Raw genomic sequence first — 26,603 nt, 5'->3', positions numbered from 1 at the left:
CGGGAGACGACTCCCGCTTCCCTCAACCGTTCAGATCTTGCATGAGCTTCTTGTCATTTCGGCGCAAGAGGACGCTAAACAGCGCGCCGCCGTCGAGAACAAATTGGAGGACGTCCCATGCCACGTGCGAGTGAACGATTATCCGGAAGCTGAAAGTGCACCCGCATGAGAACAGCTATCGCCGGCCATCTTTATCAAGTCGGAGACCGGGTTTCTCTCGACGGGCGCGCTGGAAATTTCTTGAGATCGGACCTGGCCTTCACGGTCGTTGCGCAATTGCCGGAGTCGGGCGGCGAAGTCCAGTATCGGATCAAGGGCGCTGGCGAGCTTTGCGAACGCATGGTAATGGAGCATCAACTCACGCGGGCCACGCCGCAAGCCATTGCGGCTAGTGGAGCCTTCAAAGACAGGCATGCGCGAACGATTTAGAAGTTGCCGCGCGTGAACGCCGAGCGCGCCTCACATCTTTTTCAAGCTCAGGCCCTTCCCCTCCTTCGGGTCCTTCAGCCAGGTTCCGTCCGGTTGCTGATCGAGATGCGTGCTGTGGCCCTTGCGCGCGGTGAGCGTGAGGCGCCCGCCGCCGATCTGCCAGCCGACCGGATCGAAGATCACAATGCCTTGATCGCGGCAGCCGGGAGCGAGCGACGCTTTATTGCCATGCGCGCCGGGCTTGGCGTCGAGCGTCAGCATGCAGCCCGTGTCCTTGCCGGCCTCCCGCAGCACCGAATAGCGGCCGGCCATTTCGCTGGAGGCGCCGCTCGCGCGCGGCGCGGTCTTGGCGGCGTGCTTGACAGGCTTCGCCGGCGTCGGCGCGCTTTCGGCGGAATCGGGCGCGGCGTCGCCGGGACCGGCCGCCTGCGCCTCGGCGCAAACAAAAACGCTCGCGGCCAGCGCCAGTCCCCGCCATGCCGAGGCGCTTTTCGCCCATTTCCGCATCCCGCTCGCTTTTTTCATGTTCGCGAATATCTCCAAGCCGCTTGCGCGCCTCGCCGGAGCCGGCGCATTTTCAACAGGTAGCGAAAATCCGCGCTTTAGGCCAACCCTATTCCCGCCGTAGGAGCCTCGCGCCAAATCCAGGAGATTTCCAAGAGAGCAGCGATCCGCCGCGCGATTTGTCGCTCGGGCCAAAATGCGCTATCCGTTCTCGTGACAGGACCGTCGCGGCCGGATAGGCTTTGTACGGGTCTGTTTCCGGAGAGGTTTTTTCAGTCTTGCACAGCGGCTCAGCAGCCAGGGGCGATCGAGACGGCCGCAAGGCAATGGGCATGCCGCCGGCAGCCGATCGGACCGCCTTCCATTCAAAACCAGCGAGGCTCGCAAAAGCAGCGAGGTTCGGCAAGGCTCTGGCGGATGGCGCATCGCGAATCGGCGCTTTCGCCAAGCCTTGCACGTTACGCATAGGCGTCGCCCTATGCTGCCTCGGCGTGGGCGCCGCCTCGGCCGATGTCGTGCGTGCGCGCTATTCCGTGAGCCTCGTTGGGCTCCATATCGGCGAGGTGGCGGCGGCCGGCTCGCTCGGAGCGGCGAATTATCGCGTCGATCTCAACGCGCGGTTGACCGGGATCGCCGCGATGCTGGCCAACGTAAAAATGGCTTTGGCGTCGACTGGCGCGCTTCGCAAGGGAGTCGCTCTGCCGGCCACTTTCGCCACGACCTCCTCGAGCTCGCACGAGACTCGGACCGTGCGGATGGCGCTCAACGCCGGGACCGTCAAATCGGTGGAAATCGTCCCGCCTTGGGAAGATCGCGAAGGCCGGGTTCCGGTCACCGACGCGCATAAGCGCAATATTCTCGATCCGACCAGCGCCTTCATCATGGCGGTGCCGGAAGATCAGCCCCTCGTGGGGCCGGCCGCCTGCAATCGCACGATCCCGATTTATGATGGTTACATCCGGTTCGACGTCACGCTTTCCTATGTCGGGACCAAGGATGTGGCGGTCAAAGGCTATTCCGGTCCGGTCTCCGTCTGTGCGGCGCGCTACGCGCCGGTGTCCGGCCATAAATGGGATTCGCGTTCGGCGCGCTTCATGGCGCAGAACCGCGACATCGAGGCCTGGCTCGCGCCCGTGCCGCATGCTCACGTGGTCGTGCCATTCCATGTCGCCTTGGCGACGCTCGTCGGTCGGGCCGAGATCGACGCGATCGAATTTTCCGTCGAGCCGAGCGACGTGACGGCGACGAGCACGCATTGATCCTCGCTCGCTCCTCCTCGAGTCTTCCGCTCAGATAAGGCCCGCCGCATGATCACGCTCTATACGTTCGGCCCCTATTTCGGCCTGCCGGACGGAAGTCCCTTCGTCACCAAGGCCATGATGCTTCTGAAGCTCGCCGGCCTGCCCTATGCGGAAGATCGAGGCGGCTATGGCCGCGCCCCAAAATGCAAGCTGCCTTACATTGAGGATGACGGCGAGATCGTCGCCGATTCGACCTTCATCCGGTTTCATATCGAGAAGAAATACGGCTTCGACTTCGACGCCGGCCTCGACCCCGCGCAAAGGGCCGCGGCCTGGGCGATCGAGAAAATGTGCGAGGACCATCTCTATCTGGCCTTGCTCGCGGTGCGCTGGCTCGACTTGGCCAATTTCACAAAAGGCCCGGCGCGGTTTTTCGACTCCGCCCCGGCCTTCGTCCGGCCGCTCGTGCGAAGCTATGTCCGCCGCAAGGTCGCGCGAAATCTGATCGCACAGGGCTTCGGCCGCCATTCGCAGGAGGAAATCGCGATCCTCGCGACTCGCGACATCGATGCGCTCGCCGTCCTCCTCGGCGACAAGACATTCCTGATGGGGGCGAAGCCCTGCGCGGCCGACGCGACTGTGTTCGCCTTTGTCGCGCATATGCTGGCGCCGGCCTTCGACACGCCGATCCGGACCGCGGCGGAGGGGCGCGCCAATCTCGTCGCCTATCGCGACCGGATCATGCAGAGCTATTTTGGCCTCGCGCCGCAGCGCGAGGCCAAAGAGGCCGTCGAAGTCGCGGACGCTTGACGCGCTGGCGAGCCGCTTACTTCAAGAACACGTAAATATCGGCCTCGAGCGTGGCGTCATTCGATTCTTTCGTGTCGGTCAGATATTCCTCGACGAAGAGATTGCGCGCCTCCAGGCCTTTTTCATCGAGATAGGCCGTGATGAGATCATAGGTCGAATCGATGTCGTCATAAGCGCCGCGGTGAAGAAATTTGATCGCCTTCCCGGATGGCGAGTCCCCGAGCTTCACCCCGTCCGAGAGTTCGGTTTTGTCCTCCGGCTTGACCGGAATGGGCACCATGGCCTCGAAGTGAAAATTATTGTCGTCGGTCGACAGGAAGACCGCGAAAGGCCGCCCCGCCGGCGTCAAATTGGCGGTCTTGACCGCCGTCTCGACCTTGGCGATCGCGTCGCCGATCGCCTTGAACCCATTGGCCCAGTCCGAGTCGCCTGCGACGAAGGCCACAGGCCGGGCGGCAACCTCGAGCGTAACTGTCGTCGCATCGCTCGGGACGCCGGGCGCCGTGTTGGGCGTCTCGGTCTCCTGCGCCGCCGTCGGGGGAGCCTCCTCGGGCGCGACTTTGTCCGCCGCTGCGAAACGCGTCTCGGCGGCCGCTGGCGGGCTCGCCGCCAAGGCCAAAAGCGCGACGAGAGCCAAGACGGCGCTCGCAAATCCGTTGAATTCGCCGAACCTCATGTGCAGCTCCTGATGCGCCGCGCGCGCCCTTCCCGGCTCCGGCTTTGATCGTCGAAACGAATCGAACCGGCCGGCTTGGCCGCTTCATTCCATGAGAACGCCAAAGCTTCGACAAAACGATGGCCGTTCCCGCATGTTTTTCCTATATGGAAGCTAAACCAGGGATGAATGAAATCCGCCATGAGCCCTCTCGCCAACAGGCTAGTAACCAAGATGAACGGCCTCGGCAATGAGATCCTGGTGCTCGACGTGCGCGGCGGCGGGGTGGCGGTCCGCGGCGCCGAGGCGCGCGCGATCGCTCGAGGTCTCGGCTTCGATCAGTTGATGGCGCTGCAGGACCCGGTTTCGGCCGGAACCGAGGCCTTTGTGACGATTTTCAACAATGACGGCTCGCAGGCCGGCGCTTGCGGCAATGGCGCGCGTTGCGTCGCTTGGTTCCTGATGCGCGATGGCGCGCGCGACGTTCTCGCGGTCGAGACCGCCGCCGGCCGGCTCGAGTGCCGGCGGCTCGGCGAGCTGCGTTTTTCCGTGGAGATGGGCCGGCCCCGTCTTGCGTGGAATGAAATTCCCTTGCGCGATCCGGCTGAGGACACGCGCGCGATTGGGCTGCGCATTGGTCCCGAGTCGGCGCCGGTTCTGTCTGGCCCCTCCGTCGTCAATATGGGCAATCCCCATGCGATCTTCTGGGTCGCCGCTCTTGACGTCTATGATCTCGCGGCGATCGGGCCGTTGGTCGAGCATGATCCAATGTTCCCGGATCGGGTCAATGTCTCTCTGGCGCAGGCGCTCTCCCCGGCCCATATCGCCCTGCGCGTCTGGGAGCGCGGCGCCGGCCTGACCAAGGCCTGTGGCTCGGCTGCTTGCGCCGCTCTCGTCGCCGGCGCGCGGAAGGGCCTGACCCGGCGAGAGGCGGTCGTAAGCCTTCCCGGCGGCGATCTCGAGATCGCCTGGCGGGAGAGCGACGACATTGTAGTGATGACCGGACCGGTCGAATTCGAGTTCGAGACCAGGCTCGACCCGGCCCTTTTCGCGGATCTCGCGGCATGATCACGGCCCCCGAGGCGAGCGCCGGCGACGGCCCGGCGTCCGTCGAGGTCGTGAGCTTCGGCTGCAGGCTGAACCTGGTCGAATCCGAGGCCATGCGGCGCGCCGCCTCGGCGCATGGCCGCGAGGACCTCGTCATCGTCAACACCTGCGCGGTGACGGCGGAGGCGACCCGTCAGGCTCGCCAAGCCATTCGCCGGATCAAGCGCGAGCGCCCGGACGCGGAGATCGTCGTGACCGGCTGCGCCGCCCAGATCGATCCCGCCCGCTTCGCCGAGATGGCTGAAGTGGCCCAGGTGATTGGCAATGTTGAGAAAACCGATCCGAATATTTGGGCTCAGCGCGCCGGGGTTTCTGCGAAGGTCGAGGTCGCGGACATCATGGCCTCGCGCGCCGGCCCTCAGGCGCTGAGCGAAGGCGTTGAAGACCATACCCGCGCGTTTCTCGCCGTCCAGACCGGTTGCGACCACCGCTGCAGCTTTTGCGTCATTCCTTTTGGGCGCGGCCGCTCGCGCTCGACGCCGCCCGGAGAGATCCTCGCCGCGGTCCGCCGTCTGGTGGACAAAGGCTTTCGAGAAATCGTGCTGACGGGCGTCGATTTGACCTCCTATGGCGAGGACCAGTCGGACGCGCCACGCCTCGGCGGCCTCGTCCGGGCGATTCTTCGCGCCGCGCCCGAGCTTGCGCGGCTGAGACTATCCTCGATCGATTGCGTCGAGGCCGACGCCGATCTGATCGACGCTTTCGCCAATGAAGCGCGGCTCATGCCGCATCTCCATCTTTCCTTGCAGGCGGGCGACGATCTGATCCTGAAGCGGATGAAGCGCCGCCACAGCCGCGCCGACGCCCTTCGCTTTTGCGCCGAACTGCGCCGACGGCGGCCGGATCTCGTCTTTGGCGCCGATCTCATCGCCGGTTTCCCCACCGAGACGGAAGCCCAGTTTCGCAACAGCCTCGCGCTGATCGGCGATTGCGGCCTCACCCATCTGCATGTCTTTCCATTTTCAGCGCGCCCCGGAACCCCCGCCGCGAAAATGCCGCCCGTCGCCGCTCGAGAGGTCAAGGAACGAGCGCAGAGGCTGCGCGACGCAGGCGCCGCGGCGTTGCGCGCGCATCACGAGGCGCAGATCGGCAAGGTCTTGCGGGTCCTGACCGAGCGGGGCGGCATAGGCCGCGCGGAGGATTTTTCGCGCGTCAGGCTTCCAGGCGAGGCGCCGTCCCAAATACTCGACGTCGAGATAGGCGGCGCCGACGGAGAGGCGCTGAATGGCGCCCGCCGTCCGTCCGCCGCGCAGTCCGAGCGCCGAAGCGTCGTCAATTGTTAACGGCTTGCGGATATGTCTTGCGATGGACCCTCTAGAATTCGCTGGACTCCGAACGCCGCTCAAACTTCTATTCGGCTGCGTTTTCTGAGCGCGAAGCGGCGGCGATTGCGCCCCAAAACGAACTCTAGAGCGCGTTTCGATCGGATGGACTCGTCCAGTCGACAAGGACTCGCTCGAGATCAATAAGTTGGAGCATGTTCTGTCGATTGGATCGATTCCATCGAATCGGGATATGCGCTAGGCGCGCCACTCGCGGAGAACGACTTGCCGACGCTTATTCGCTTCCTCATCACGCTCGCGATCCTGGCAGGACTGGGCTATGCCGGCATGCTCGCGCTCGTCGCTTTCGTCGACCCGCACCCGCGCGAGATGAGCCAGGCGATTCCGGCCGCGCGGCTGAACAAATAGGCTCGGGCGATGGCCACGGCCGGCAGGCGCTCGGATCTGATCGACGCTTTTCTCGAGATGATCGCCGCCGAGCGGGGTGCGTCCAAAAATACGCTTGACGCCTATGCGCGCGACCTCGTCGATTATGTCGCGGCGCTCGCCGGCGCCGGCAAGACGCCCCTTCAGGCGCGGGCCGAGGATATTCGCGCCTATCTTTCGACGCTCGAGGCGCGTGGATTGAAGCCCACGTCGAGCGCCCGGAAATTATCGTCGCTGCGCCAGTTTCACCGTTTTCTCCTCGCCGAGGGCCGCCGCGCCGACGATCCGGCCGCCATCCTCGAAGGGCCCCGTCGTGGCCGCAGTCTGCCGAAAGTCCTGTCCATCGCCGAGGTTGACCGGCTGCTCGACGTCTCGAAAGAAGGCCTCGATGATGGCGCCCGCCCGCCGGCTGAGCGTTTGCGGACGCTTCGGGTCGCGGCTCTCCTCGAGCTTCTTTATGCGACGGGGCTGCGCGTGTCGGAACTCGTCGCATTGCCCAAAAGCGCGGCGCGGGGCGAGCAGCCTTTTCTCAATATTCGTGGCAAGGGCGGGCGCGAACGCCTGGCCCCGGTCTCGGCGCCGGCCCGTCGCGCGGTTCGCGCCTATCGCGCCCTCCTCGAAGAAACGCTTCCCGGCGCCGCCGCGGGACCTTGGCTATTTCCGGCCGACAGCGCGAGCGGCCATGTCGCGCGGCAGGCGTTCGCGCGCGACCTCAAGCTCTGCGCGAGCGCGGCGGGAATTGGGGCGGCTCGGGTGAGCCCGCACGTATTGCGCCACGCCTTCGCGAGCCATTTGTTGCAGAATGGCGCCGATCTTCGCGTCGTGCAGGAATTGCTCGGCCATGCCGATATTTCGACGACGCAGATCTACACGCATGTGCTTGATGAACGGGTGAAAGCGATGGTGCGCGACCTCCATCCCTTGAGCGATGATTGACGCTTATTTGCGTCGACAATCAAATCGCTTGATAAGGCGCCTCGCCTTTCGGCGCTTCCGCGCGCAAATCATAGCTGCTCGCGGACAGCGAGCCGATCCCCCATGTCGCCTATGGCGGGCGAATTGAAGGGAATATAGGGGTTGGAGCCGAGAGGATACGATCTCTGTTGGATTTTGCATCAATTTGACTTGAGATGATCTGAATTCGGCAGAAAGATCGCTCCTTCGCCTTGGTTGCGACACAGGTTGGAAATTTGCGCCCGAGCCAAGTTTGCGGTATCTTTGAAAAATTCATTATCTAGAGCCTAAGGCGCGCCGCAGGCATATAACATTTAACGAATGTCGTCAGCTTTCTAAGGCGTTGAACGTCAGGGTCTGCGACAAGAAATATGTGTTGTGGCTTCAAGGATGCGTAGGCCATCGCGCCTCGCGTCTTTTCGATCGGATAGGCCTTCTACGCTGAAGTCCGAAAAAATATAGAATTTTTGAGCAATTTACTTTAAGAGGCTCACATTAGACTTATGCAAGTCATATATTTGAACGAGGCGCAACGGGGGGCGCCCGTTTACATTTCAGTCGTATTGCAGATCCAAGTCTGAGATTAATTACTATTCTTACTGAATTCTCAAGCAGCGCTTCGCTCTTAGACGATTGTCCGTCCAACCTTCGTTCGTGTGTCTGTTGCGATTGTTCCGTTGGCGGAGGAATGACGGACGTCATATTCAAAATGGCAAATCCTATTTCATTTGAAATTCCAGACATTACCGTCGTTATTCCTACTTTTCGCAGGCCTCAGACGCTGGTCGACGCCATAGCCAGCGCTCTCCGGCAGACGGACGCGTCTGTTGAAATTATCGTCGTCGACGATTGTCCTTCCGGTTCGGCCGAGGCAACCGTGTCGCGTTTCGCCGATCCGCGCATACGCTATGTTAGAAATTCGGAGCCTTCGGGGGGGAAGCCCGCGGTTGTGCGCAATCTGGCCTGGCCGCTAGCGAACGGCGCGCTGATGCATTTTCTCGATGACGACGACATCGTGCCGGATGGACACTACCGCGCCATCAAGAAGGTCTTCGCTGCGACTCCCGATATCGGGGTCGTTTTCGGGACGGTCGAGCCATTCGGCTTCGACGAAGCGCAACTTTCTCATGAGCGGGCGTTTTTCTCGCGCGCCGCGCGCCGCGCCGCAACCTGTCAAAAGTTCGGCCCGCATGTGGCCTTCGCCGCGCGCATGCTCTTCGGCGAAACCATGTTGGTTTGCAGCGCAGGAGTCGTTCGACGGGAGTGCGTCATTGCGGTGAACGGCTTCGACCCCGACTTGCCGCTCATGGAGGATGTCGATTTCTACGCGCGGACCATTCGCCGTTTCGGCGCTTTATTCATGCAGCAAGTCTCCTTGCATTATCGCATAGGCCCGTCGCTCATGCATCGCCCGGGCGTTCAGACGCTCGTCAGGCAAAGCTACAAACGCATGCATGAAAGGTATCGCGCGGAAATGGGGTCCGTCGAATTTTACGGGCTCAAGGCGTTTGAACGCATGTTGAGGGTCGTATCGTGCTGACCGTTCAGGCTGTGACCGACCCCGAATCTCTTTGGCGACTCTGTTCCGAATGGGAGGATCTCGACGCCGAATTGAGCCCGCGCCTGCCTTTCACAGGCCCATTATGGAATATGTTGTGGTGGCGACATATGCCCTCCGACAACATATATGTTCGGGACTCGTTCTACGCGCATGTCGTTCGCGATGCGGCGTCCAGGCTGATCGCGGTTGCGCCGATGATGCTCACGCGTAGGCCCCGTTCACGACTATTCCCGTTGCGCGAGCTCGGGTTTTTCGGCGCCGATCCGAACATGACGGAAATTCGTGGGCTCGCTTGCCGGCCGGCGGATCAATATAGGGCCATGCTGGCTTTGAGCGCATATTTCATCGAGAGGGACAAGAATTGGGATTGGCTCAAATGGGGCGGCATCCATAAGGACGCGCACCTTGCTGGCGAGCTCGACGATTCGATTTCGTTGAGGGCGGTCAAGGATGTGCCGGATTACTACTTGAGGCTTCCGCGCTCCTGGGACGAGTTGAAGGCCGGACTGTCGAGAAACACCAAGGAAGCGCTTCGGAAATGCTATAATTCCCTAAAGCGCGACGGCCATGCCTTCACGTTTCGCGTCATCGACCGGCCCGACGAGTCGGCTGCCGCCATTTCTCGTTTTTTCCTCCTGCACAAAGCGCGCGCGGCTCGCGCCGACATGGTTAGGCATCGCGACGTATTCGCGGCGGAGAAATCGAGACGGTTTCTCCGCGATTACGCGCATGCCATGGCCGAGCGCGACAGCCTTCGGGTTTTTGAAATTTTGGTGGCGGGGAAGGTCGTGGCGTCGCGAATCGGTTTCGTGTTTGGCAAGGAACTCTATCTTTATTATTCGGGATTTAACCCGGATTGGAGCAAATATAGCATCATGACGACCGTGGTCGCCGAGGCGATCAAATGGGCCGTCGACCAGCGGTTCGACATCGTCAATCTGTCGACCGGAAACGACCCTTCAAAGCTTAGATGGGGACCGCAAGAGACGCTGTATCGCCAGGGTGTGCTCGTGGCGCCGACCCTCCGTGGCCAGTTGGCCTTCGCCGCCTATAGCGGAGGGCTGGCGCTGAGCCAGACGAACGAATATGGCGGCTTCCTCAGTGGCCTTCGTCGGAGCTACGCCTGATCAGAAGCTGCGGGCCGAATCGACCGGCAATCGATCCAAATTCATGAACAGGTCGATTTCGATAGAATGGCGAGGGACCGGGACGAATAGCCGGCCCTACTCTCCCTTATCCCGTCTTCAGTCGTGACGCAGCGCTTCGATCGGATCGAGCGCTGTAGCCTTGCGCGCCGGCACATAGCCGAAGACGACGCCGACCCCGACCGAAGCCGCTAAAGCCAGCAACATGTTTTGCGGCGTGACGATCAGAGGCCAACCCGATGTCCGCGCCACCAACGCGCTCAAGGCGACGCCGAGCGCGAGGCCGACGAAGCCCGCGGCGGCGCAAAGGACGATGGCCTCGGTCAGGAACTGCGCGAGAATGTCCCGTTGGCGGGCGCCGATCGCCCGGCGCAGACCGATCTCGCGGGTCCGTTCGGTGACCGAGACGAGCATGATGTTCATGATGCCGACGCCGCCCACGACGAGCGAGATCGCGGCTGTCGCCGCGAGCAGCCAGCTCAATGTTGAATGGGTGGCGTTCATCAACTCGACATATTGCGCCGTATCGAAAACCGTGAAACGGTCTTGCGCGCTGGCGGGGATATGCTTGCGTTCGCGCAGCAACGCCAAAATCGCGTCCTTGGCGGCTGTTCTATCCGAGCCGGGAAAGACCTTGGTGTCGATTTGGTCGAGCTCGTGCGGGCTCGCCTGCGCGGCTTTCGGCAAGCGCGCGCGCGCCGTCGTGATCGGCGTGATGATGAAATTATCGTAGTCTTGTCCGCCGACGAAGCCGAGCTTCGCGCGCACGCCGATCACCTGCACAGGAGCGCCGCCCATGCGCAGCGAGCGGCCGATGGGGGATTGGTCGCCGAACAGTTTTTGCGCGACCGTCGGGCCGAGCACGACCACCTTGGCGCCGGAGCGAATGTCGTCGGCGTCGAGAAAACGACCATCAGCGATTTTTACGTTAAACACGTCGGCGTAAGAGGCGTCGACGCCCCAATATTGCGTGGTCCAGCTCGCGTTCCCTGCGACGAGAGTTACATTGCTGTAGACCTCCCGCGAGACGAATTGAATCTCAGGCACGCGCTCGGCGATCGCCTTGGCGTCCTCGTCGGTCAACAGCGCGACCGGACCGTGCGCGCCGGCGTTCTCGACCTTGACCGCGTTCACGATGAGATTTTCGGTCCCCATCGCGTTGAGCTGCTCCTCGATCTTGGCGTTGGCGCCGCCGCCCGCGGCGCCAAGGACGACGATGCCAGCCGCGCCGATGATCACGCCGATCGCCGTGAGGGCGCTGCGCAAGGCGCTGAGCCGCAGCGCGGCGACGGCTTCCGCGATCAAGGCGCCGAGGCTCACGATCGCGCTCTCTCTCGACCCTGATTCTGCGGGCGCCGGGTCAGGTCTTCGACGAGCTCGCCGTCGGAAAAGCGCAGCAGTCGGCCGGCATAGGCGGCGATGTCCGGCTCGTGGGTGATGAGGATGATGGTGAGCCCTTCCGCGTGAAGCTTCAGGAAAAGCTCCATAATGTCCTGCGAGGTCTTCGTGTCCAGCGCGCCGGTCGGCTCATCGGCGATCACGATGCGGGGATCGTTGATCAGAGCCCGGGCGATCGCCACGCGCTGCTGCTGGCCTCCGGAAAGTTGCGCCGGCCTGTGATCCATGCGTCGGCCGAGCCCGACCTCTTCGAGCCTTGCGCGGGCGTCGACGGCTCCGTTCTTGCGTCCACGCGGCGCGTAAAGGAGCGGGAGCATGACATTCTCGAGCGCGGTCATCCGCGGCAGCAGATTGAATTGCTGAAACACGAAGCCGATGTCGTGGTTGCGCAGCCGCGCGAGCGCGTCGCTCGAGAGGCCCGCGACCGATTGTCCGTCGATCATGAGTTCTCCCGAAGTCGGCGTGTCGAGAGCGCCGAGAAGATTGGCCAAGGTCGATTTGCCGGACCCGGATGCGCCCATGATGGCGACGAATTCCCCGCGCGCGATCGAAAAAGTCACGCCCCGCAAGGCGCGCACCTTTTCGACGCCGAGATCATAGGTCTTGGTCAAGGCGGAGCATGCGATGACCGGCCGCCTCTCGGATTGCGCGTCTGGTCCGCCCGTCACTCAGGACTTCCCCTGGTCCTTCCCGCGTCCAGCTCGGACCGCGACCATGTCGCCCGCCTGAACGCTCCCGCTGAGAATTTCCGTCGTCGCGTCGCCTTTGAGGCCGAGCGCGATCGTCCGAGGCTCGAGCGAACCGCTTGCGCCCGGCGTCCATACGACGGCCGTTTCCGGCTGATCCCTTCCGTCCCCAGCCGGCCGGGAGCGGAATCTCAAGGCGTCATTGGGAATTTGGAGCACGTTCTCGCGCCGCGCGCCGACGATGCGGACTGTGGCGGTCATGTCCGGAAAGAGCCGTTGCTGCGGATTTTGCGCCCGGATCGCCACCGTATAGGTGATGACGCCGGAAATTTTCGCGGCGGCGAGCCGCACCTGGTCCACCTTGCCCTCGAAGGTCTCGTCGGGATAGGCCTCGACCGTGAAGGTCACCGCCGCGCCTGGCCGCACGGCGCCTATGTCGGACTCGTCGACTTGGGCGTAGATCAGGATTTGCGACAGATCCTGGGCGAGCTGGAACAGGACCGGGGTTTGATATTCGGCCGCGACGGCTTGGCCCGGCTGCATCTTGCGGTCGATGACGACGCCATTGATCGGCGAGCGAATGAGCGTATAGCCGAGATCGATCTTCGCCTTGGCGAGATCCGCCTGGCGCAGCGAGACCGTCCCTTGGGCCGCTTCGAGCTGGGCGCGGGCGCTGGCGAGATCGGCTTTCGCCATCTGATATTGGGTTTCATATTGATCGCGCTGCACATGGGAGGCGAAGCCCCGCGGCGCTAGAACCTCCGATCGGTCGAGATCGCGCTTCGCTTGAGCGATCTGCGCCATGACGCGCGCGATCGCGGCTTCCCTCTGGCTGACATCGGCGCGGGCGATGGCGAGACTGGCTTCGGCCGAGGCGGCCTTGGCCTCGTAGGGCGCGCGCTCGATGACGGCTAAAAGATCCCCGGCCTTCACGGGATCGTTGAAATCGACCTTCATTTCCGCGATCAGGCCGGAGAGCTGCGATCCCACGTCGACCGTGACGAGGGCCTTGACCGACCCTGTGGCCGAAACCGTTTTCTCAACGACGCCCAAGGCGACCGGCCGCGTTTCATAGGCTTCGCCTAAGGTCTCGCTCACCGAATTCCATTGGCGCCAGCCTATCGCGCCAGCGGCGCCCGTCGCGAGGAGCGCCGCCAGGAGCGCGGCGCTCCGCAATCGCCCGTTTCGCCGGGCGAATGCGCTCGTCGCCGGCGGGCTCGTCATCACCATTCCGCACGCTTTCTTATTAGAAGGCGCAAGCCGCCTCGATACAAATAGACGTTCAGAGCGGTTTGGCGCCGCCATATTTGGACGCAAAATTTATCGACCCGCAACCCCGGCGCGCTCCGGCCTCGCACGGATCGTCAGGGCCGCGGCTCCAGCGTCAATCGGTGGGAGATCTCGCCATTGGAAAATTCGGTCGGCAGCCCTTCGAGCCAGCTCTTCTGCTGATCGGAATAATGGCGAGAGCCGAACTGGCCCGACTGCCCTCCGGGGATATGGAGGATGCCGTCCGCCTCATGTCCGGGCGCGACGACCAAGCGCTCGCTGGCGCCGAATTTCCCATTCGCCAATCGAACGCAGTTTCCACAGCCGGCGAGCGGCTCGCGCGGCATGTCGAGGAGACCCCGCAAGACCGGGAGTCCGTCCGCGAGCGGGTGACGGATTTCGACCTTGTTGACCTCGCCCCAGCTCAGTTGCGGAAGGGCGCCGATCTCGACGTTTTGACGCGCCGCCAGCTTTTGCGCGCTGCTCAGAAGCGCGGAGCGGAGAAAGCTCGGCCAGTCGCGAAAGCGTTGTCGGTCCGGCAGCAATTCGGCGCGGCCGCTGTCGATGATCCGCTGGACAGGCAGATCGGCGCTGGTCCATCCGTAAAAGAATGTCGGATCGAGCTCGCGGCATTTGGCGAGCAGAGGAGCGAGCACCGCTTCGACGAGTTCTTCGCGAAAGGCCGCCAGCAGGGCGACGCCCAGGGAGCCGGTCTCGGCTCGGCCGTTCCATCCTGCGATCGCGCGGGCGAGATCGGCGGCGGGAAGCGGACCCAAAGCGTCCTCGCCCTCGAGCGCCCGTAGCGCCGCTTTTTGATAATAGCGATAGAAATCCGCTTCCGCGTCGAGCTGCAGCGCCAGCATGTCGCGCTCGCCGACCCGGTTGAGCGCCTGCAGCCGGCGCGAAATGCGCCAGGCGCGATAGCCGCCGGAGAAATCATGCCCGATCACGGTTGGATATTCGCCGCCCAGCATTCTTTGATTGGCGTTGACGAGAAAGCCGCTGGGCGGATTGATTAGGCTCGGCAGCTCCTCCGCCGGAATATAGCCGTCCCAGCCCTTGCGCCCGTCCGCCCATGACTCGCTGAAAAGCCCGTCCATGCCACGGCGATTTGGAAATTTGCCCGCGTAGGTCCAAGCGATGTTCCCGGCCGAGTCGGCCAGGAGCACGTTAAGGGGCAGCCCACCTGCGCGATGAAGTGCGGCGATCGCGGCCGCCGCCGTCGTCGCTTCGGCGAGGTCGCCGAGGCCCAGATCCGTCGCCGCCGGATCGAGCGCCGTCCAATGCGCGGACACGCGATGACCGAGCAGCGGCTCCGGGAGCAATGGCCCCCAGATGGTGGCCTGCACCTGGAGCGATAGATCGGCGCCGCCGCGAATGTGGATGGTCTCGATCCGGCTTTCGAAGGAACGAGCGCCCACCGGAGTTTGATATTGGTCCGGATCATTCGGAACGGCGTCGATTTGGACGAGATCGACGAAATCGCCTTCCACGCTCGTCAGGCCCCAGGCGAGCGCGCCATTGCTTCCCGCGATGAGCAAGGGGACGCCGGGCAGGGTCAGCCCGGATAGGTTGGCGCCCGGATAGCGCCATTCGGCGCGATACCACACATCGGGAACCGAAAGCTCGAGATGCATGTCATTGGCGAGAATGGCGCGCCCATCGGTCGTCTTCGCCGGGCCGACGACCCAGGCGTTCGATCCGCGCGGATTGCCGAAGCCGGAGACGAAATGAAGCGCCGAGGAGCCCGGCGCGTGCGCCTCGTTCATGACCTCGATGAGATCGTGGAGCGGCAGGGCGTCGGCGGCGCAACGGCCGGGGTCGCGTGGGGCAATCTCCTCATTGTAGCAATCGCTTTCCGGGGTCAGAAAATCGACCACCGAGCGCGGCAGCGCGCGCCGCATGACCGTCGCCGTCCGCTCCTGCTCGGCCGACCAGGTGAGCAGGCTCTGCATCCCCAGCACGATAAGAATGCTGTCCTGCGGCCGCCATGGCTCGGGGCGGTAATTCAACAAGGTGAATTCGACCGCCGGCATGCGCGCGGAGGCGATCGCTTGATTGACGCCGGCGGCGTAGGCTTCAAGCGCTTCGCGTTGCGCCGCCGGAAGTCGGGGGAGAATGTCTTCGGCCAATCGGCCGAAGCCCATGACCCGGTTCCAGCGATCCATTTCGAGCGTCGCGCCTCCGAAAATTTCGGCGAGCCGTCCCGCCGTTTGGCGCCGCATCAAATCCATCTGGAAGAGACGGTCTCGCGCCGTTACGAAACCGAGAGCCTGAAAGGCGTCGTGGCGGTTTTGCGCCGTGATTTTCGGCGTCCCGAGATCGTCGAATGCGACTTCGACAGGCGCGCGTAGACCGGGGAGGGGGAGAAAGCCGTCGTCGTCGGGCAAAGGCGCTCTGATCGCGTAAATCACGAAAGCCGCGAGCGCTCCGACGATGATGACGGCGGCGGGAACAAAGAGCCCGAAAAACCTACGCATTTTTTTGGCCGTCTCGGCCTTCGCGCTCATCGAGAGCCGCCAGGATCTCGCGGAGCGACGCATGGAGGCGAGGACTTGCGACGATGGAGAAATGATCGCCCTCGATCGTCTCCACGCGCGACCTCGCCCCCGAGAGCGCGGCCCAATCCACCCTGGCGGCGCCGTTCACCGCGAGGCCGCGCGTCGCCAGCCAGAGATGGAGATCGCCGGCGAAGCGCGGCGGCGCGAACGTGTCTTCGAGCGCCGCGACATGGCGCCATAATTTGGTTTCGAGGCTCAAAGCCTCGATCGACGCTTCGTTGAGCCACAGGCCTTTCTCGCGCCCCCAAAGGGCTGCCGTCGCCGCGCGTTCGGCGCAAGGGACCCGCGCGAAAAGGCGTCCCGCCTCCGCCGTCAAGTCCTTCGGCAGGGCCGCGAGACGCGCGCGATCCTCTGGATCGTGCAGAAACTCCATGAGGCGGCCCGCCCAATCTTCCATCGCGAGCTTTTGGGGACAGTCGACGTCGACAAGGCCGAGGAAGCCGATCTCGTCGCCCGCGTCCCGCAGCCGCGCGGCGACGCCGAGCGCGAGCAGGCCGCCGAGCGACCACCCGAGAAGGCGATAGGCGCCGCCAGGATGGCGGGACCGAAGCGCCTCGGCGTAATCCGCCGTCGCGCTCTCGAAATCCTGCGCCTCCATCTCCGGATTTTCCAGAGCCCGCATCTGGACGCCGATGACGGGATCGCGTGGATCGAGAGCCGCGATCAGGGGTTGGTAGCCTTGGACATGCCCGACGCCCGTGTGAAAAACATAGAGTGGCGCCCGTCCTTCGCGGATCACGACCAGCGGCGAAGTCCCGCTTTCGCGCTTGGCCCGCAGTCGTTCCGCGAGGGCCGCGACCGTCGGATATTGGAAGACGGCCGCGAGCGGAACCTCGATTTGCAGGCGATCGCCCAAGAGTGCGGCGAGGCGCACGGCGAGAAGCGAATGGCCGCCAAGCTCGAAGAAACCGTCGCTACGACCGACGCGCGGCAGACCGAGAACTTCTGCCCAAATTTCGGCGATCCGCGACTCAAATGCGCCGATCGGCGGATCATGGCGGATTTCCCCGGCTTGCGCGTGCGCGGCGGAGCCGGGCCGCGACAATTCGGATCGACGAATCTTGCCATTTGCGTCGAGCGGCAGCTCATCGATCAACACGATGACCGCCGGCGCCATATAGTTCGGCAGAACCGAGCGGGCATAGCGTCGGACCGACTCCTGGGTCGCATGGGAGTCGCTGGTCGCGACATAGGCGACGAGGCGGCCTTCGCCGGCGCGGTCCGCTTCCACGACGACGGCCGCCGCGCGCACGCCTGGGGCCTCGGCCAGGCGCGCCTCGACCTCTTCGAGCTCGATGCGAAATCCGCGCAGCTTGACTTGCCGGTCGACGCGGCCGCGAAACTCCAACAGGCCGTCGGCGCGCCAGCGGGCCAGATCGCCGCTGCGATAAAGCCGCCCCCCTGGATCGCCAAACGGATCGGGAATAAAGCTCGCCGCCGTGAGTCCGGGCCTTTCATAATAGCCGCGCGCGAGGCCCGCGCCGCCGATATAAAGCTCTCCGATCGCCCCCCTCGGCGCAAGATTCAACGCGCGGTCGAGCACATAAAGGCGCGCATCGCGGATCGGCTGTCCGATCGGCGCGCAGCCATCGCCTGTTGGATCATCCGCCGATGCGCCGCAGTTCCAGAATGATGCGTCGACGGTCGTCTCGGTCGGGCCATACATGTTGAAGAGGCGTGCGTTATGCGCTGCCTGGAATTCAGCGCGCAGCAAATCGCTCATCGCCTCTCCGCCGCAGCAGACCACGCGCAATGTGCGGCAATCGCGGAAGCGCGGGGAAAGCATGAGCGCGCGAAGAAGCGATGGGACCAATTCGACCGCTGTCACGCCATGGCGTCGGATCAGCGCGACGAGTTGATCCGGGTCCGCGGCCGCCTCGGGTCCGGCGATCGCGAGGCTGGCCCCGGCGGCGATCGCGCCAAAGATCTCCCACGCGGACACGTCGAAGCTGGCCGAGGTCCTTTGCAACATGACGTCGGCGGGGCCAAGGTCGAATTGCGCGAGGCCCCAAGCGATCCTGTTGGCAAGCGCGGCATGGGGGACGGCGACGCCTTTGGGCCGTCCTGTCGAGCCGGAAGTGAAAAGGACATAGGCGAGCATTCGGCCGTCGATCTGGACGGCCGGGTCGCTCTCCGGGCAATCGAGACAGACGTCGGCCTCAGGGTCGAGAACGGGCGATCCAGCCGCGAATTCATGCGCTTTGCGGCTGGATGACAAGACAAGCGCGGGACGGCAATCCTCGAGTGTTGCGCGCAATCTCTCGGCCGGATATTCAGGATCCAAGGGCGCATAGGCGGCGCCGGTCTTGAGCACGGCGAGGAGCGCGACGACGAGCGCGATCGAGCGCTCCATATGAACGCCGACGATGGCCTCCGGCCCTGCGCCCAGCGTGATCAGGCGATGCGCCAGACGATTGGCTCGAATGTTGAGGTCTCGATAAGTCAACAAATATTCGCCGTCCGCTACAGCGGGGCGATCCGGAAAACGCCTCGCGCTCGCCTCGATCAGCGATACGACATCGGCGGCGGGACCGGGCTCGGCCGCGGCGCCTGCACCCAGCTCCAGGAGCGCGCGCCCTTCTTGCGGCGTCGATGTTGGAAACGCATTGATGCGCGCGTCGGGCCGCGCAACGATCGATTCGACGAGGGCGATATAATTTGCCGCGAGGCCCTCGATCGTGGCGCGAAGAAACAAGTCGGAATTATATTCGAAGACAGCGAAGGCGTTGTCATCGTCCTCGACGACGTCGAGAGAGAGGTCGAACATCGCGGTCGTCGTCTCGACCTCGATAGGCTCGATGGCGAGATCATCCAGAGCGATGCGCTGCGCCCGCTTGTTTTCCGCGGCGAAGCAGACCTGAAACAAGGGGTTTCGCCCGAGATCCCGGGCAAGGCCGAGTTCCGTCACCAGACGCTCGAAGGGAAGATCCTGGTGATCTTGCGCCTCCAATGTAACGGCGCGCACGCGCGCGAGCAGCTCGGTGAAGCGCGGATTGCCGGAGAGATCGGCGCGAAGCGCCAGCATGTTGACGAAACAGCCGATCAATCCCTCGAGCTCGGTCCATCGGCGGTTTGCGACCGGGGTTCCTACGCAAATATCGTCCTGTCCGCTGTAGCGCGCCAACAGGAGATTGAACGCGGCGAGTAGGGTCACGAACCTCGTTGCGCCATTTTGGCGCGCCAGAGCGTCGATCTTTCCGATCAAACCCGGCGGGAGCGGCAAACGGCAAATGGCGCCTGCATAACTTTGCTCCAAGGGGCGCGGCTTGTCGGTCGGAAGCGCAAGCAACTCGGGCGCGTCGGCGAGGCGCCGGCGCCAATAGGCGAGTTGGCGATCGAGCTCCGCTCCCTCCAGAAAAGCGCGCTGCCACAGCGTGTAGTCCGCATATTGAACCGGCAGATCCGCATGAGACGCATCCAGGCTGGAGCGGACGGCTTCGTAGTTTTGCGCGATTTCACGCAACATAATGTCCAGCGACCAGCCGTCCGCGATGCTGTGATGCAAGGTCAAGATGAGGACATGTTGCTCGTCGTCGACGGCTTGCTGTTGGTTTGGTTCCAGCAGGCGCGCCCGGATCAGAGGCCCGCTCGCCAAATCGAAGGACATTTGCGCTTCGGCTGAGATAAGGCGGCGCGCGGACTCCGCCCAATCCTGCTTGGATTCGCCCTCGACTGCGCCGCGTGCAAGGCGGAGGGTCGGTTCGGGAGCGATCGATTGGATCGGTCGCCCGTCGACGAGTGGAAAGCATGTGCGGAGACTCTCGTGGCGACGCGCCATGTCGCGCAGGCTCCGCTCCAGCGCGAGAACGTCGAGGCGCCCGGTGAGGCGCAGGGCCAGGCCGATGTTGTAGAATGGGCTCGCAGGCTCGAGCCGGTCTAGGAACCACAGTCTTTGTTGCGCGAAGGAGAGAGGAAGGGGATCGCCTTTCGCCAGCGCGGCCGCGCGCAGGCCGCGGCCGATTTCGCCGATGCGCTCCGGCCGGGCCGACGCTCCGCTATGTGGGATGAGGCGCGCGATCTCGGCGACCGTCGGGGCCTCGAACAGCGCGCGAAGCGCGATTTCGGCGCCGAGATCGCGCCTTATGCGCGCGACGAGTTTTGTCGCGGAAAGAGAATGTCCGCCGATCTCGAAGAAATTGTCATGAACGCCGACGCGGAGAAGGCCGAGCGCGTCGGCCCAAATTCCGGCGAGGATCGCTTCGATTTCCGTGCGCGGCGCGGCATAACTGATCGATAGAGCGTCTTGCGCATCCGGGATCGGCAGCGTCCGGCGATCGATCTTGCCGTTCGCCGTGAGAGGCAGGGCGTCCATGCGGACAAAATCGGCCGGGACCATATAGTCTGGCAAGGCGCGCCGCAGTTCGGCCCGCAGCTCGTCCACGTCCCAGGCGCCGACCACATAGGCGGCAAGGCGCGCCTCGCTGGCGTTATCTTTTCGTTGGACGACGACGGCGTCTTCGACGTTTGGGGATAGTCTGATAGCGGCCTCGATCTCGCCGAGCTCGACGCGATGGCCGCGGATTTTGACCTGGAGATCGATGCGGCCGAGATAGTCGAGGCGCCCGTCCTCGCGCAGCCTGGCGCGGTCGCCGGTCTTGTAGAGGCGCGCGCCGGCGCCGCCGAAGGGGTCTGGAATGAAGCGCTCGGCGGTGAGGTCCGGGCGGTTGTGGTAGCCCCGTGCGAGGCCCGCGCCGCCGATGTAGAGCTCACCCTCGACGCCTTGGGGGACGGGCCGCAGGGCGTCGTCGAGCAGATAGGCGGAAAGATCGGGCAAGGGTCGGCCGATGAGCCCGCCGGCTTGGTCTTGCGTCGTGTGTTGTTGCGCCGCATGTTGTTGCGTGCGGCGTTGTTGGGCCAAGGCCAGATCCTGATCGGCTTGGGTCACATGCACCGTGGTCTCGGTGATGCCATACATGTTGACGAGGCGGGGCCGCGCGTCGCCATAACGGGCGAGCCAGGGCAGGAGGCAGGCTGGATCCAGCGCCTCGCCGCCGAAAATGACGAGGCGCAGGGCGAGATCGCGCCGGCCGGCGGCGAAAGCCTCGCTCGCGAGCAATTGGCGGAAGGCGGAGGGCGTCTGGTTCAACACGGTGACCTTCTCGCGGCGGAGGAGGTCGTAGAAAGCCTCGGGGTCGCGGCTCGCCCAATAGGGCGTCACGACCAGGCGTCCGCCATGGAGCAGGGCGCCCCACATCTCCCAGACCGAGAAGTCGAAGGCGGTGGAATGGAACAGGGTCCAGACGTCGTCCGGGCCGAAGCCGAACTCCTGCGTGGCGGCGAAGAGGCGGACCAGATTGCGCTGGCTGACGAGGACGCCCTTGGGCTTGCCGGTCGAGCCTGAGGTGTAGATGACATAGGCGAGCTGGTCTTGAAGGCTCGCGTCGGCGAGATTGTCCTCTGGCTCGTCCGCCCACAAGGCCGCGTCGCGGTCGAGGCGCAGCAGCGGGACCCGGGCGGCCTCGGGCCAATGCTCGGGGCAATTCGCGCGCAGGGCCTCCTCGGTCAGGAGAAGCGCGAGGCTCGCGTCCTCGGCGAGCCAGGCGAGGCGCTCTTGCGGATGGGCGGGATCGAGCGGGACATAGGCCCCGCCGGCCTTGATCACGGCGAGGATGGCGACGATCATCGCGGGCGAGCGCTCGAGGCGGAGGCCGACGCGGACCTCGGGTCCGACGCCGAGCCGGCGCAAATGGCGGGCGAGCCTGTTGGCGCTCGCGTTGAGGCCGCCGTAGCTGAGCGAAGCGTCGCCGAAGCTCACCGCGACGGCCTCGGGCCTCAGCGCCGCCTGAGCCTCGAACAGCGCGGCGAGCGAGCCCGCATGCGCAAAGGAGACGCCCTCGCCCCGTTGCGCGGATATGAGCCGGTGCTCCTCGGCGCCCAAAACGTCGATCGCGCGCGCCGCCGTATCCGGCGCCGTCTCGAGCGCGTCGACGAGGCGCTCGAGCGCGACCCGCATGAAGGCGCAGAGTCGCGCTGGATCGATCGGGTTTTGCGTTTGCGCGGTGAGCCGAAACCCTTCGCCGAAATCATCTACGGATAGAGTCAGCGGATAATTGGTGCGTTCTTCGGCGTGGAGCACTTCCACGCCCTCCCACGCGCGCTTGGCGTCGTTTGACTTCTCCGTCTCGGCCGGGCTGTGGCGATAGTTCAACAGCGCCGAAAACAGGGGCGCGGGCGCTGGTACCTTGCTGCATCTTTGCGCCAGCGCGAGAGAGGCGTGCTCGCGTCTGAACAGGCCGGCGAGCAACTGATGCATGCGCCACGCGCTCGCCGCGACCGTCTCCGCGCCGATCCGGATGCGGACCGGCAATGTGTTGATGAACATGCCGATCGCCCGGTCGACGCCCGCGCCGCCTTGCATGCGTCCGAACAGCACGGAGCCGAACACGACGTCGTCGCGTCCGCAGACGCGCGCGAGAACCTGGGCGAAGGCCAAATGGCAGAGGCTCGCGGGGCTCGCGCCCAAAACCCGCGCCCGCGCCCGCAGGCGCAGCGCCAGGCTCTCGTCCAGCGCTAGCCCTGCCTCCGCGACGCCCGAGCCGTCGCCCTGAACGTCCAACATGCCGAAGGGCGCGGTCGGCTCGGTCACGTCGCCGAGCATGTCCGTGAAGAAAGCCTCGTCCTCGTCTGCGTTGGCGGCGAGCCGCGCCTGTGCCACGAAATTGCGGAACGGCGTCGTCGGCGCGGCCGAGAGGTCGCTCCGGCCGAGAAGATGCTCCTGCGCTTCCTCGACCGCGATTTCAAGCGTCCTGTGGTCCATGGCGAGGTGATGCGTCAGTAGCAGCAGCAGCCAGCGGCCGGAGGCATCGTCGCGCGTGAGGACGCCGCGTTGCATCGGCGCTCGGCGCAGGTCGAGCCGGAGGCGCCTCGGATCGAAGCGGGTCCAGATTTGCTCGGCGACGGCGCCGTCCGCGGGATCGAAACAGACCTCCTCCACGGTGAGGGGCGCCTCCCGCTGCACTACTTGCGCCGGCTCTGGCAACCCTTCCCAGACGACCGCCGTGCGCAATATATCGTGGCGCGCGATGACAGCCTGCCATGCGCCGAGAAACGCCTCGAGCCGTTCACGCGAGTCGAAGGAGACGAGGGTCCGCAACAGATAGGGGTCGCCCTCGGCCGCCATCAAATGGTGGAAGAAAATGCCCTCCTGCAGAGGCGCGAGGGGATAGATGTCCTGCACATTGGCCGCGCCGCCCGGAACCCCCGCTATGATGCGGTCGATGTCGGTTTGCGTCAGCTCCATGAGCGGCAGCATGTCGGGCGTGATCGCGCCGCAGCCCTCCGGTATGCGATTCGGCGGAACCGCGAATTCGGCGGCGTCGCCGAGAGCGGCGGCTAGACCGGCGGGCGTCGGGTTCATGAACAACGCCCGCACGTCGGTCCGTAGACCCTCCTGTCTCATCTTTGCGATGACTTGCACCGCAAGCAATGAATGTCCGCCAATCTCGAAGAAATTATCATGGATCCCCACGCGCGGGAGACCGAGCGCGTCGGCCCAAATACCGACAAGGATCGCCTCGGCCACCGTGCGCGGCGCGGCGTAGCTGGCTGATTTGGCGTCTTGCGCGTCCGGGATCGGCAGCGCCTTGCGGTCGATCTTGCCGTTGGCCGTGAGGGGCAAGGATTCGAGGCGCTGGAAGAAAGTCGGCGTCATGTAGTCCGGCAGCCGGCGCGCGAGCGCCTCGCGCAAAGCCTCCGGCTCGGCGTCGCCGACGATATAGGCGGCGAGACGGCGCCCGGCCTCTTCGTTCGTCGCGACGACGACGGCGCTCGTCACGCCCTCGCATTGCATCAGCGCGGCCTCGATCTCGCCGAGCTCGATGCGATGGCCGCGAATTTTGACCTGGCCGTCGAGGCGGCCGAGATAGTCGACGCCGCCGTCCTCGCGCCAGCGGGCGCGGTCGCCGGTGCGATACATGCGGCTTCCCGGCGCGCCGAAAGGATTGGGCAGGAAGGCGGCCGCGGTCAGGTCGGGCCGCCCGACATAGCCCCGCGCGAGCTGAACCCCGGCTGCGTAAAGCTCGCCGGCTACTCCGATCGGAGCCGGAGCTAGCCGCCCGTCCAGGATGTAGAGTTCGGTATTGGCGACAGGATGGCCGATCGGCGCATCATCCTCGGCGCCGCATTCCCAGGCGCTGACGTCGATTGTCGCCTCGGTCGGCCCGTAGTAATTATGCAGCCGTCCCGGAAGCTTCTTCTGACAACGGCTCTTGAGCTCGGGCGGCAGAGCCTCGCCGCTGCACACGAGATGCCGCAGGCTCGCGCAGGCTTGCAAATTAGCGAGGTCGAGAAAGCCGGCCAGCATTGAAGGCACGAAGTGCAAGATCGTGACGCCGTGCCGAGCGACGAGCTCGGCGATCCGTTCCGGATCGCGATGATCCGCGGGGTCTGCTACAATCACCCGCGCGCCGCAAATGAGCGGAAGCAAATATTCCCAAACCGAAACGTCGAAGCCGACGCTGGTTTTATGCAGGATGCTGTCGGCCTCCGAAACGGCGAGGTCGCGCCGCATCCAGAGAAGGCGGTTGCGCAATCCTTCATGCGGGATGCCGACGCCTTTCGGGCGTCCCGTCGAGCCGGACGTGAAGAGAACATAGGCGAGCTGACCCGGCGTGCAGGGTCGGCTCGGGTTCTCCTCCGGGGCCTCCGCGAAGACGCTGACGGCGGCGTCGAGCGGCAGGGCGGGCGCGTCGCAGACCCCTTCGGGAAAGACGAGCCCGGCTTGAACCAGCGCCGCTTTCGGGTGGGCGTCCGCGCAGGTCGCGGCGAGGCGCAGGGGCGGTTGCTCTGGGTCGAGCGGCAGAAAGGCCGCGCCCGCCTTCATGATCCCGAGCGCGGCGATCACGAATTCGACCGAGCGGCGCGCATAAATCGCGACAATGTCCTCCGCTCCGACGCCGCGCGCGATCAGCCCATGCGCGAGCCGGTTGGCGCGGCGGGCGAGATCTCCATAGGTCGTCTCTTCGGCGCGCGAGACCAGCGCCGGCGCGAAAGGACGCTCACGGCAACGCGCCTCGATCAGCTCCGGGACAAAGCCTTGCGCGCCCCAATCGCATTCGGTCCTGCGTCCGAGATCAAGGACGGTCCGGCGCCGCATGTCGCTCAGCAGCGGCAGATCGGCGATGGTCCGGGTCGGGTCGGCCATTGCGGCTTCGAGCAGCGTCGAAAACTGCTCGGCCATGCGGCTTGCCCGCGCCGTCGAGAAAAGATCTGCGGCATAATCGAGCGCGCCGCTCAGTCCTCCGTCCGATTCTTCGGTCAGACCGAGAGACAGGTCGAATTTGGCGGTCTCGGTCGAAAGCTCGATCGCCGTCAGCTGCAAATCTGGCAGCGCCAGGTTGCGCGCCGGCGGGTTCTGCAGCGTCAGCATCGCTTGCGCGAGCGGATTGCGGCCGAGCGCGCGTTCGGGGCGCAGATCTTCGACGATGCGCTCGAACGGCAGATCCTGATGCGCCTGCGCGCCGAGCGCGGTCTCGCGGACGCGGCGGAGAAGCTCGACGAAGGTCGGATTGCCGGCGAGCTCCGTCCGCAGGACCAGCGTGTTCACGAAGCAGCCGATGAGGCCCTCAGTTTCGAGACGACTGCGATTTGCGACCGGGCTCGCGACGCATAGATCCGTCTCGCCGCAGGTGCGATGCAACAGAACGTAAAAACCCGCGAGCAGGACCATGAAGAGGGTCGCCTCCTCGCGCCGCGCGAGGTCTCGCAGCCCCCGGGCCACTGGCTCCTCGATGCGAAAGGCATGGCTCGCTCCGGCGCGGCGCGGCGCATGAGCTGGGAGATGGTCGCGCGGCAGGTCGAGAAGACCGGAATGGCCCTCGAGCTGCAGGCGCCAATAATCGAGCTCCGAGGCGAGACGGTCGCCTTGCAGCTGGCCCCGCTGCCAGGAGGCGAAATCCACATATTGGATCGCGGGCTCGGGCAAAGGCGAAGGCGCGCCGGCGGCGAAGGCGCGGTAGATTTCGGATATTTCCCGCGTAAGGACGTCGATCGACCATCCGTCGGCGATGATGTGATGCAAGTTTGCGAAAAGAACATAATCCGACGGGGCTGCCCCGCCGGCGCCCGAAAGCCGCCAGAGGCGGAAACGGACCAGCGGGCCGGCGGCGAGGTCGAAGGGCCGTAGGGCGTCCTCTTGCGCCAGCCTTAGCGCTTTGGCGCGGCGCTCGTCTTCCGGGAGATGCGTCAGATCCTCTTCCTGGAGCGGCGTCGGGCCGGGAGGGTCGACGATTTGAACCACGGCTCCGTCGCTGGTCTCGAAGCGCGTGCGCAGCGACTCGTGACGGCGACAAATTTCTTCGAGGCAGCGCTGAAGCGCTCGAAGGTCGAGCCGGCCAGAGAGCAGGAAGGCCGCCGGAATATTGTAGGTCGCGTCGCGCGGTTCGATCTGTGCGAGCGTCCAAAGCCGCTGTTGGGCGAACGAGAGCGGCGCCGGCCCCGGCGGCCGCCGTTGGATGACGTCCGCCGCCGGCGCTGCGGCGAGTCGGCCTTGCAACAGTTTTTCGAGAAGCGCGGCTTTGGCCGGCGACAGCGACGGTTTCGACGGCGACAGGCCGGTGAGTTTGCTCATGGTCGGG

15 protein-coding genes are annotated in these 26,603 nt (G+C 64.7%); 8 read left to right on the top strand and 7 right to left on the bottom strand.

Annotation, left to right across the window (positions count from 1 at the left end; genetic code table 11):
• Positions 1-459: 459 nt before the first annotated feature.
• Positions 460-954, bottom strand: a complete 495-nt coding sequence (locus METAC_RS23965; protein ID WP_245257504.1) for an AprI/Inh family metalloprotease inhibitor — start codon at positions 952-954, stop codon at positions 460-462.
• A 311-nt stretch (positions 955-1,265) separates the two neighbouring features.
• On the opposite strand from METAC_RS23965, the gene METAC_RS23960 reads away from it, so the two are divergent.
• Together METAC_RS23960 and METAC_RS0115695 are read left to right on the top strand one after the other, a co-directional pair.
• Positions 1,266-2,192 (top strand): DUF3108 domain-containing protein, encoded by a 927-nt coding sequence (locus METAC_RS23960; RefSeq protein ID WP_084144028.1) that lies wholly within the window; start codon positions 1,266-1,268, stop codon positions 2,190-2,192.
• Positions 2,193-2,240: 48 nt separating this feature from the next.
• Entirely contained in the window at positions 2,241-2,984 is a 744-nt protein-coding gene (locus METAC_RS0115695; RefSeq protein ID WP_026607780.1) for a glutathione S-transferase family protein, read from the top strand.
• A 16-nt stretch (positions 2,985-3,000) separates the two neighbouring features.
• Here the strand turns inward: METAC_RS0115695 and METAC_RS0115690 are convergent, their stop codons facing one another.
• Positions 3,001-3,660, bottom strand: coding sequence for a GyrI-like domain-containing protein (locus tag METAC_RS0115690; RefSeq protein WP_026607779.1), 660 nt, complete (start codon positions 3,658-3,660; stop codon positions 3,001-3,003).
• A gap of 180 nt (positions 3,661-3,840) precedes the next feature.
• On the opposite strand from METAC_RS0115690, the gene dapF reads away from it, so the two are divergent.
• From dapF to METAC_RS0115655, 6 genes are all read left to right on the top strand, one after another.
• Entirely contained in the window at positions 3,841-4,707 is an 867-nt protein-coding gene (gene dapF, locus METAC_RS0115680) for a diaminopimelate epimerase (RefSeq protein ID WP_026607777.1), read from the top strand.
• Positions 4,704-6,029, top strand: coding sequence for a tRNA (N(6)-L-threonylcarbamoyladenosine(37)-C(2))-methylthiotransferase MtaB (gene mtaB / locus METAC_RS23955; RefSeq protein WP_051335620.1), 1,326 nt, complete (start codon positions 4,704-4,706; stop codon positions 6,027-6,029). Before dapF ends, mtaB begins: the two co-directional genes overlap by 4 nt.
• 264 nt (positions 6,030-6,293) lie before the next feature.
• On the top strand, positions 6,294-6,437 hold the full coding sequence (locus METAC_RS25900) for a histidine kinase (RefSeq protein WP_084143693.1): 144 nt from the start codon (positions 6,294-6,296) through the stop codon (positions 6,435-6,437).
• Positions 6,438-6,446: 9 nt separating this feature from the next.
• Positions 6,447-7,391 (top strand): site-specific tyrosine recombinase XerD, encoded by a 945-nt coding sequence (locus METAC_RS0115665; protein WP_026607776.1) that lies wholly within the window; start codon positions 6,447-6,449, stop codon positions 7,389-7,391.
• Between the two features lie 706 nt (positions 7,392-8,097).
• Complete coding sequence (locus METAC_RS0115660) at positions 8,098-8,949, top strand: glycosyltransferase family 2 protein (protein ID WP_051335619.1); 852 nt, start codon at positions 8,098-8,100, stop codon at positions 8,947-8,949.
• Positions 8,943-10,097, top strand: a complete 1,155-nt coding sequence (locus METAC_RS0115655; protein WP_026607774.1) for a GNAT family N-acetyltransferase — start codon at positions 8,943-8,945, stop codon at positions 10,095-10,097. Before METAC_RS0115660 ends, METAC_RS0115655 begins: the two co-directional genes overlap by 7 nt.
• 117 nt (positions 10,098-10,214) lie before the next feature.
• On the opposite strand, the gene METAC_RS0115650 is transcribed toward METAC_RS0115655, so the two are convergent.
• From METAC_RS0115650 to METAC_RS23940, 5 genes are all read right to left on the bottom strand, one after another.
• Positions 10,215-11,435, bottom strand: coding sequence for an ABC transporter permease (locus tag METAC_RS0115650; RefSeq protein WP_026607773.1), 1,221 nt, complete (start codon positions 11,433-11,435; stop codon positions 10,215-10,217).
• Positions 11,432-12,181, bottom strand: a complete 750-nt coding sequence (locus tag METAC_RS23950; protein ID WP_051335618.1) for an ABC transporter ATP-binding protein — start codon at positions 12,179-12,181, stop codon at positions 11,432-11,434. Before METAC_RS23950 ends, METAC_RS0115650 begins: the two co-directional genes overlap by 4 nt.
• Complete coding sequence (locus METAC_RS23945; RefSeq protein WP_051335617.1) at positions 12,182-13,429, bottom strand: efflux RND transporter periplasmic adaptor subunit; 1,248 nt, start codon at positions 13,427-13,429, stop codon at positions 12,182-12,184.
• Between the two features lie 134 nt (positions 13,430-13,563).
• Positions 13,564-15,978, bottom strand: coding sequence for a penicillin acylase family protein (locus tag METAC_RS0115635; RefSeq protein ID WP_198017231.1), 2,415 nt, complete (start codon positions 15,976-15,978; stop codon positions 13,564-13,566).
• Positions 15,941-26,596: a non-ribosomal peptide synthetase gene (locus METAC_RS23940; RefSeq protein ID WP_198017230.1), complete on the bottom strand. Its 10,656-nt coding sequence runs from the start codon at positions 26,594-26,596 to the stop codon at positions 15,941-15,943. Before METAC_RS23940 ends, METAC_RS0115635 begins: the two co-directional genes overlap by 38 nt.
• Positions 26,597-26,603: the final 7 nt, after the last annotated feature.

Origin of the sequence: Methylocapsa acidiphila B2 (assembly GCF_000427445.1) — a bacterium.
Lineage (GTDB): Bacteria > Pseudomonadota > Alphaproteobacteria > Rhizobiales > Beijerinckiaceae > Methylocapsa > Methylocapsa acidiphila.
This window is presented reverse-complemented; position numbering and strand designations above follow the sequence as displayed.

Bases quoted from the DNA above. Each gene is read 5' to 3' on its own strand.
- METAC_RS0115690 (WP_026607779.1), bottom strand. From the start codon at position 3,660: ATGAGGTTCGGCGAATTCAACGGATTTGCGAGCGCCGTCTTGGCTCTC.
- METAC_RS0115695 (WP_026607780.1), top strand. From the start codon at position 2,241: ATGATCACGCTCTATACGTTCGGCCCCTATTTCGGCCTGCCGGACGGA.
- mtaB (WP_051335620.1), top strand. From the start codon at position 4,704: ATGATCACGGCCCCCGAGGCGAGCGCCGGCGACGGCCCGGCGTCCGTC.
- METAC_RS23965 (WP_245257504.1), bottom strand. From the start codon at position 954: ATGAAAAAAGCGAGCGGGATGCGGAAATGGGCGAAAAGCGCCTCGGCA.
- METAC_RS0115665 (WP_026607776.1), top strand. From the start codon at position 6,447: ATGGCCACGGCCGGCAGGCGCTCGGATCTGATCGACGCTTTTCTCGAG.
- METAC_RS23960 (WP_084144028.1), top strand. From the start codon at position 1,266: ATGCCGCCGGCAGCCGATCGGACCGCCTTCCATTCAAAACCAGCGAGG.
- METAC_RS0115635 (WP_198017231.1), bottom strand. From the start codon at position 15,978: ATGAGCGCGAAGGCCGAGACGGCCAAAAAAATGCGTAGGTTTTTCGGG.
- METAC_RS23940 (WP_198017230.1), bottom strand. From the start codon at position 26,596: ATGAGCAAACTCACCGGCCTGTCGCCGTCGAAACCGTCGCTGTCGCCG.
- dapF (WP_026607777.1), top strand. From the start codon at position 3,841: ATGAGCCCTCTCGCCAACAGGCTAGTAACCAAGATGAACGGCCTCGGC.
- METAC_RS23945 (WP_051335617.1), bottom strand. From the start codon at position 13,429: ATGGTGATGACGAGCCCGCCGGCGACGAGCGCATTCGCCCGGCGAAAC.
- METAC_RS0115660 (WP_051335619.1), top strand. From the start codon at position 8,098: ATGACGGACGTCATATTCAAAATGGCAAATCCTATTTCATTTGAAATT.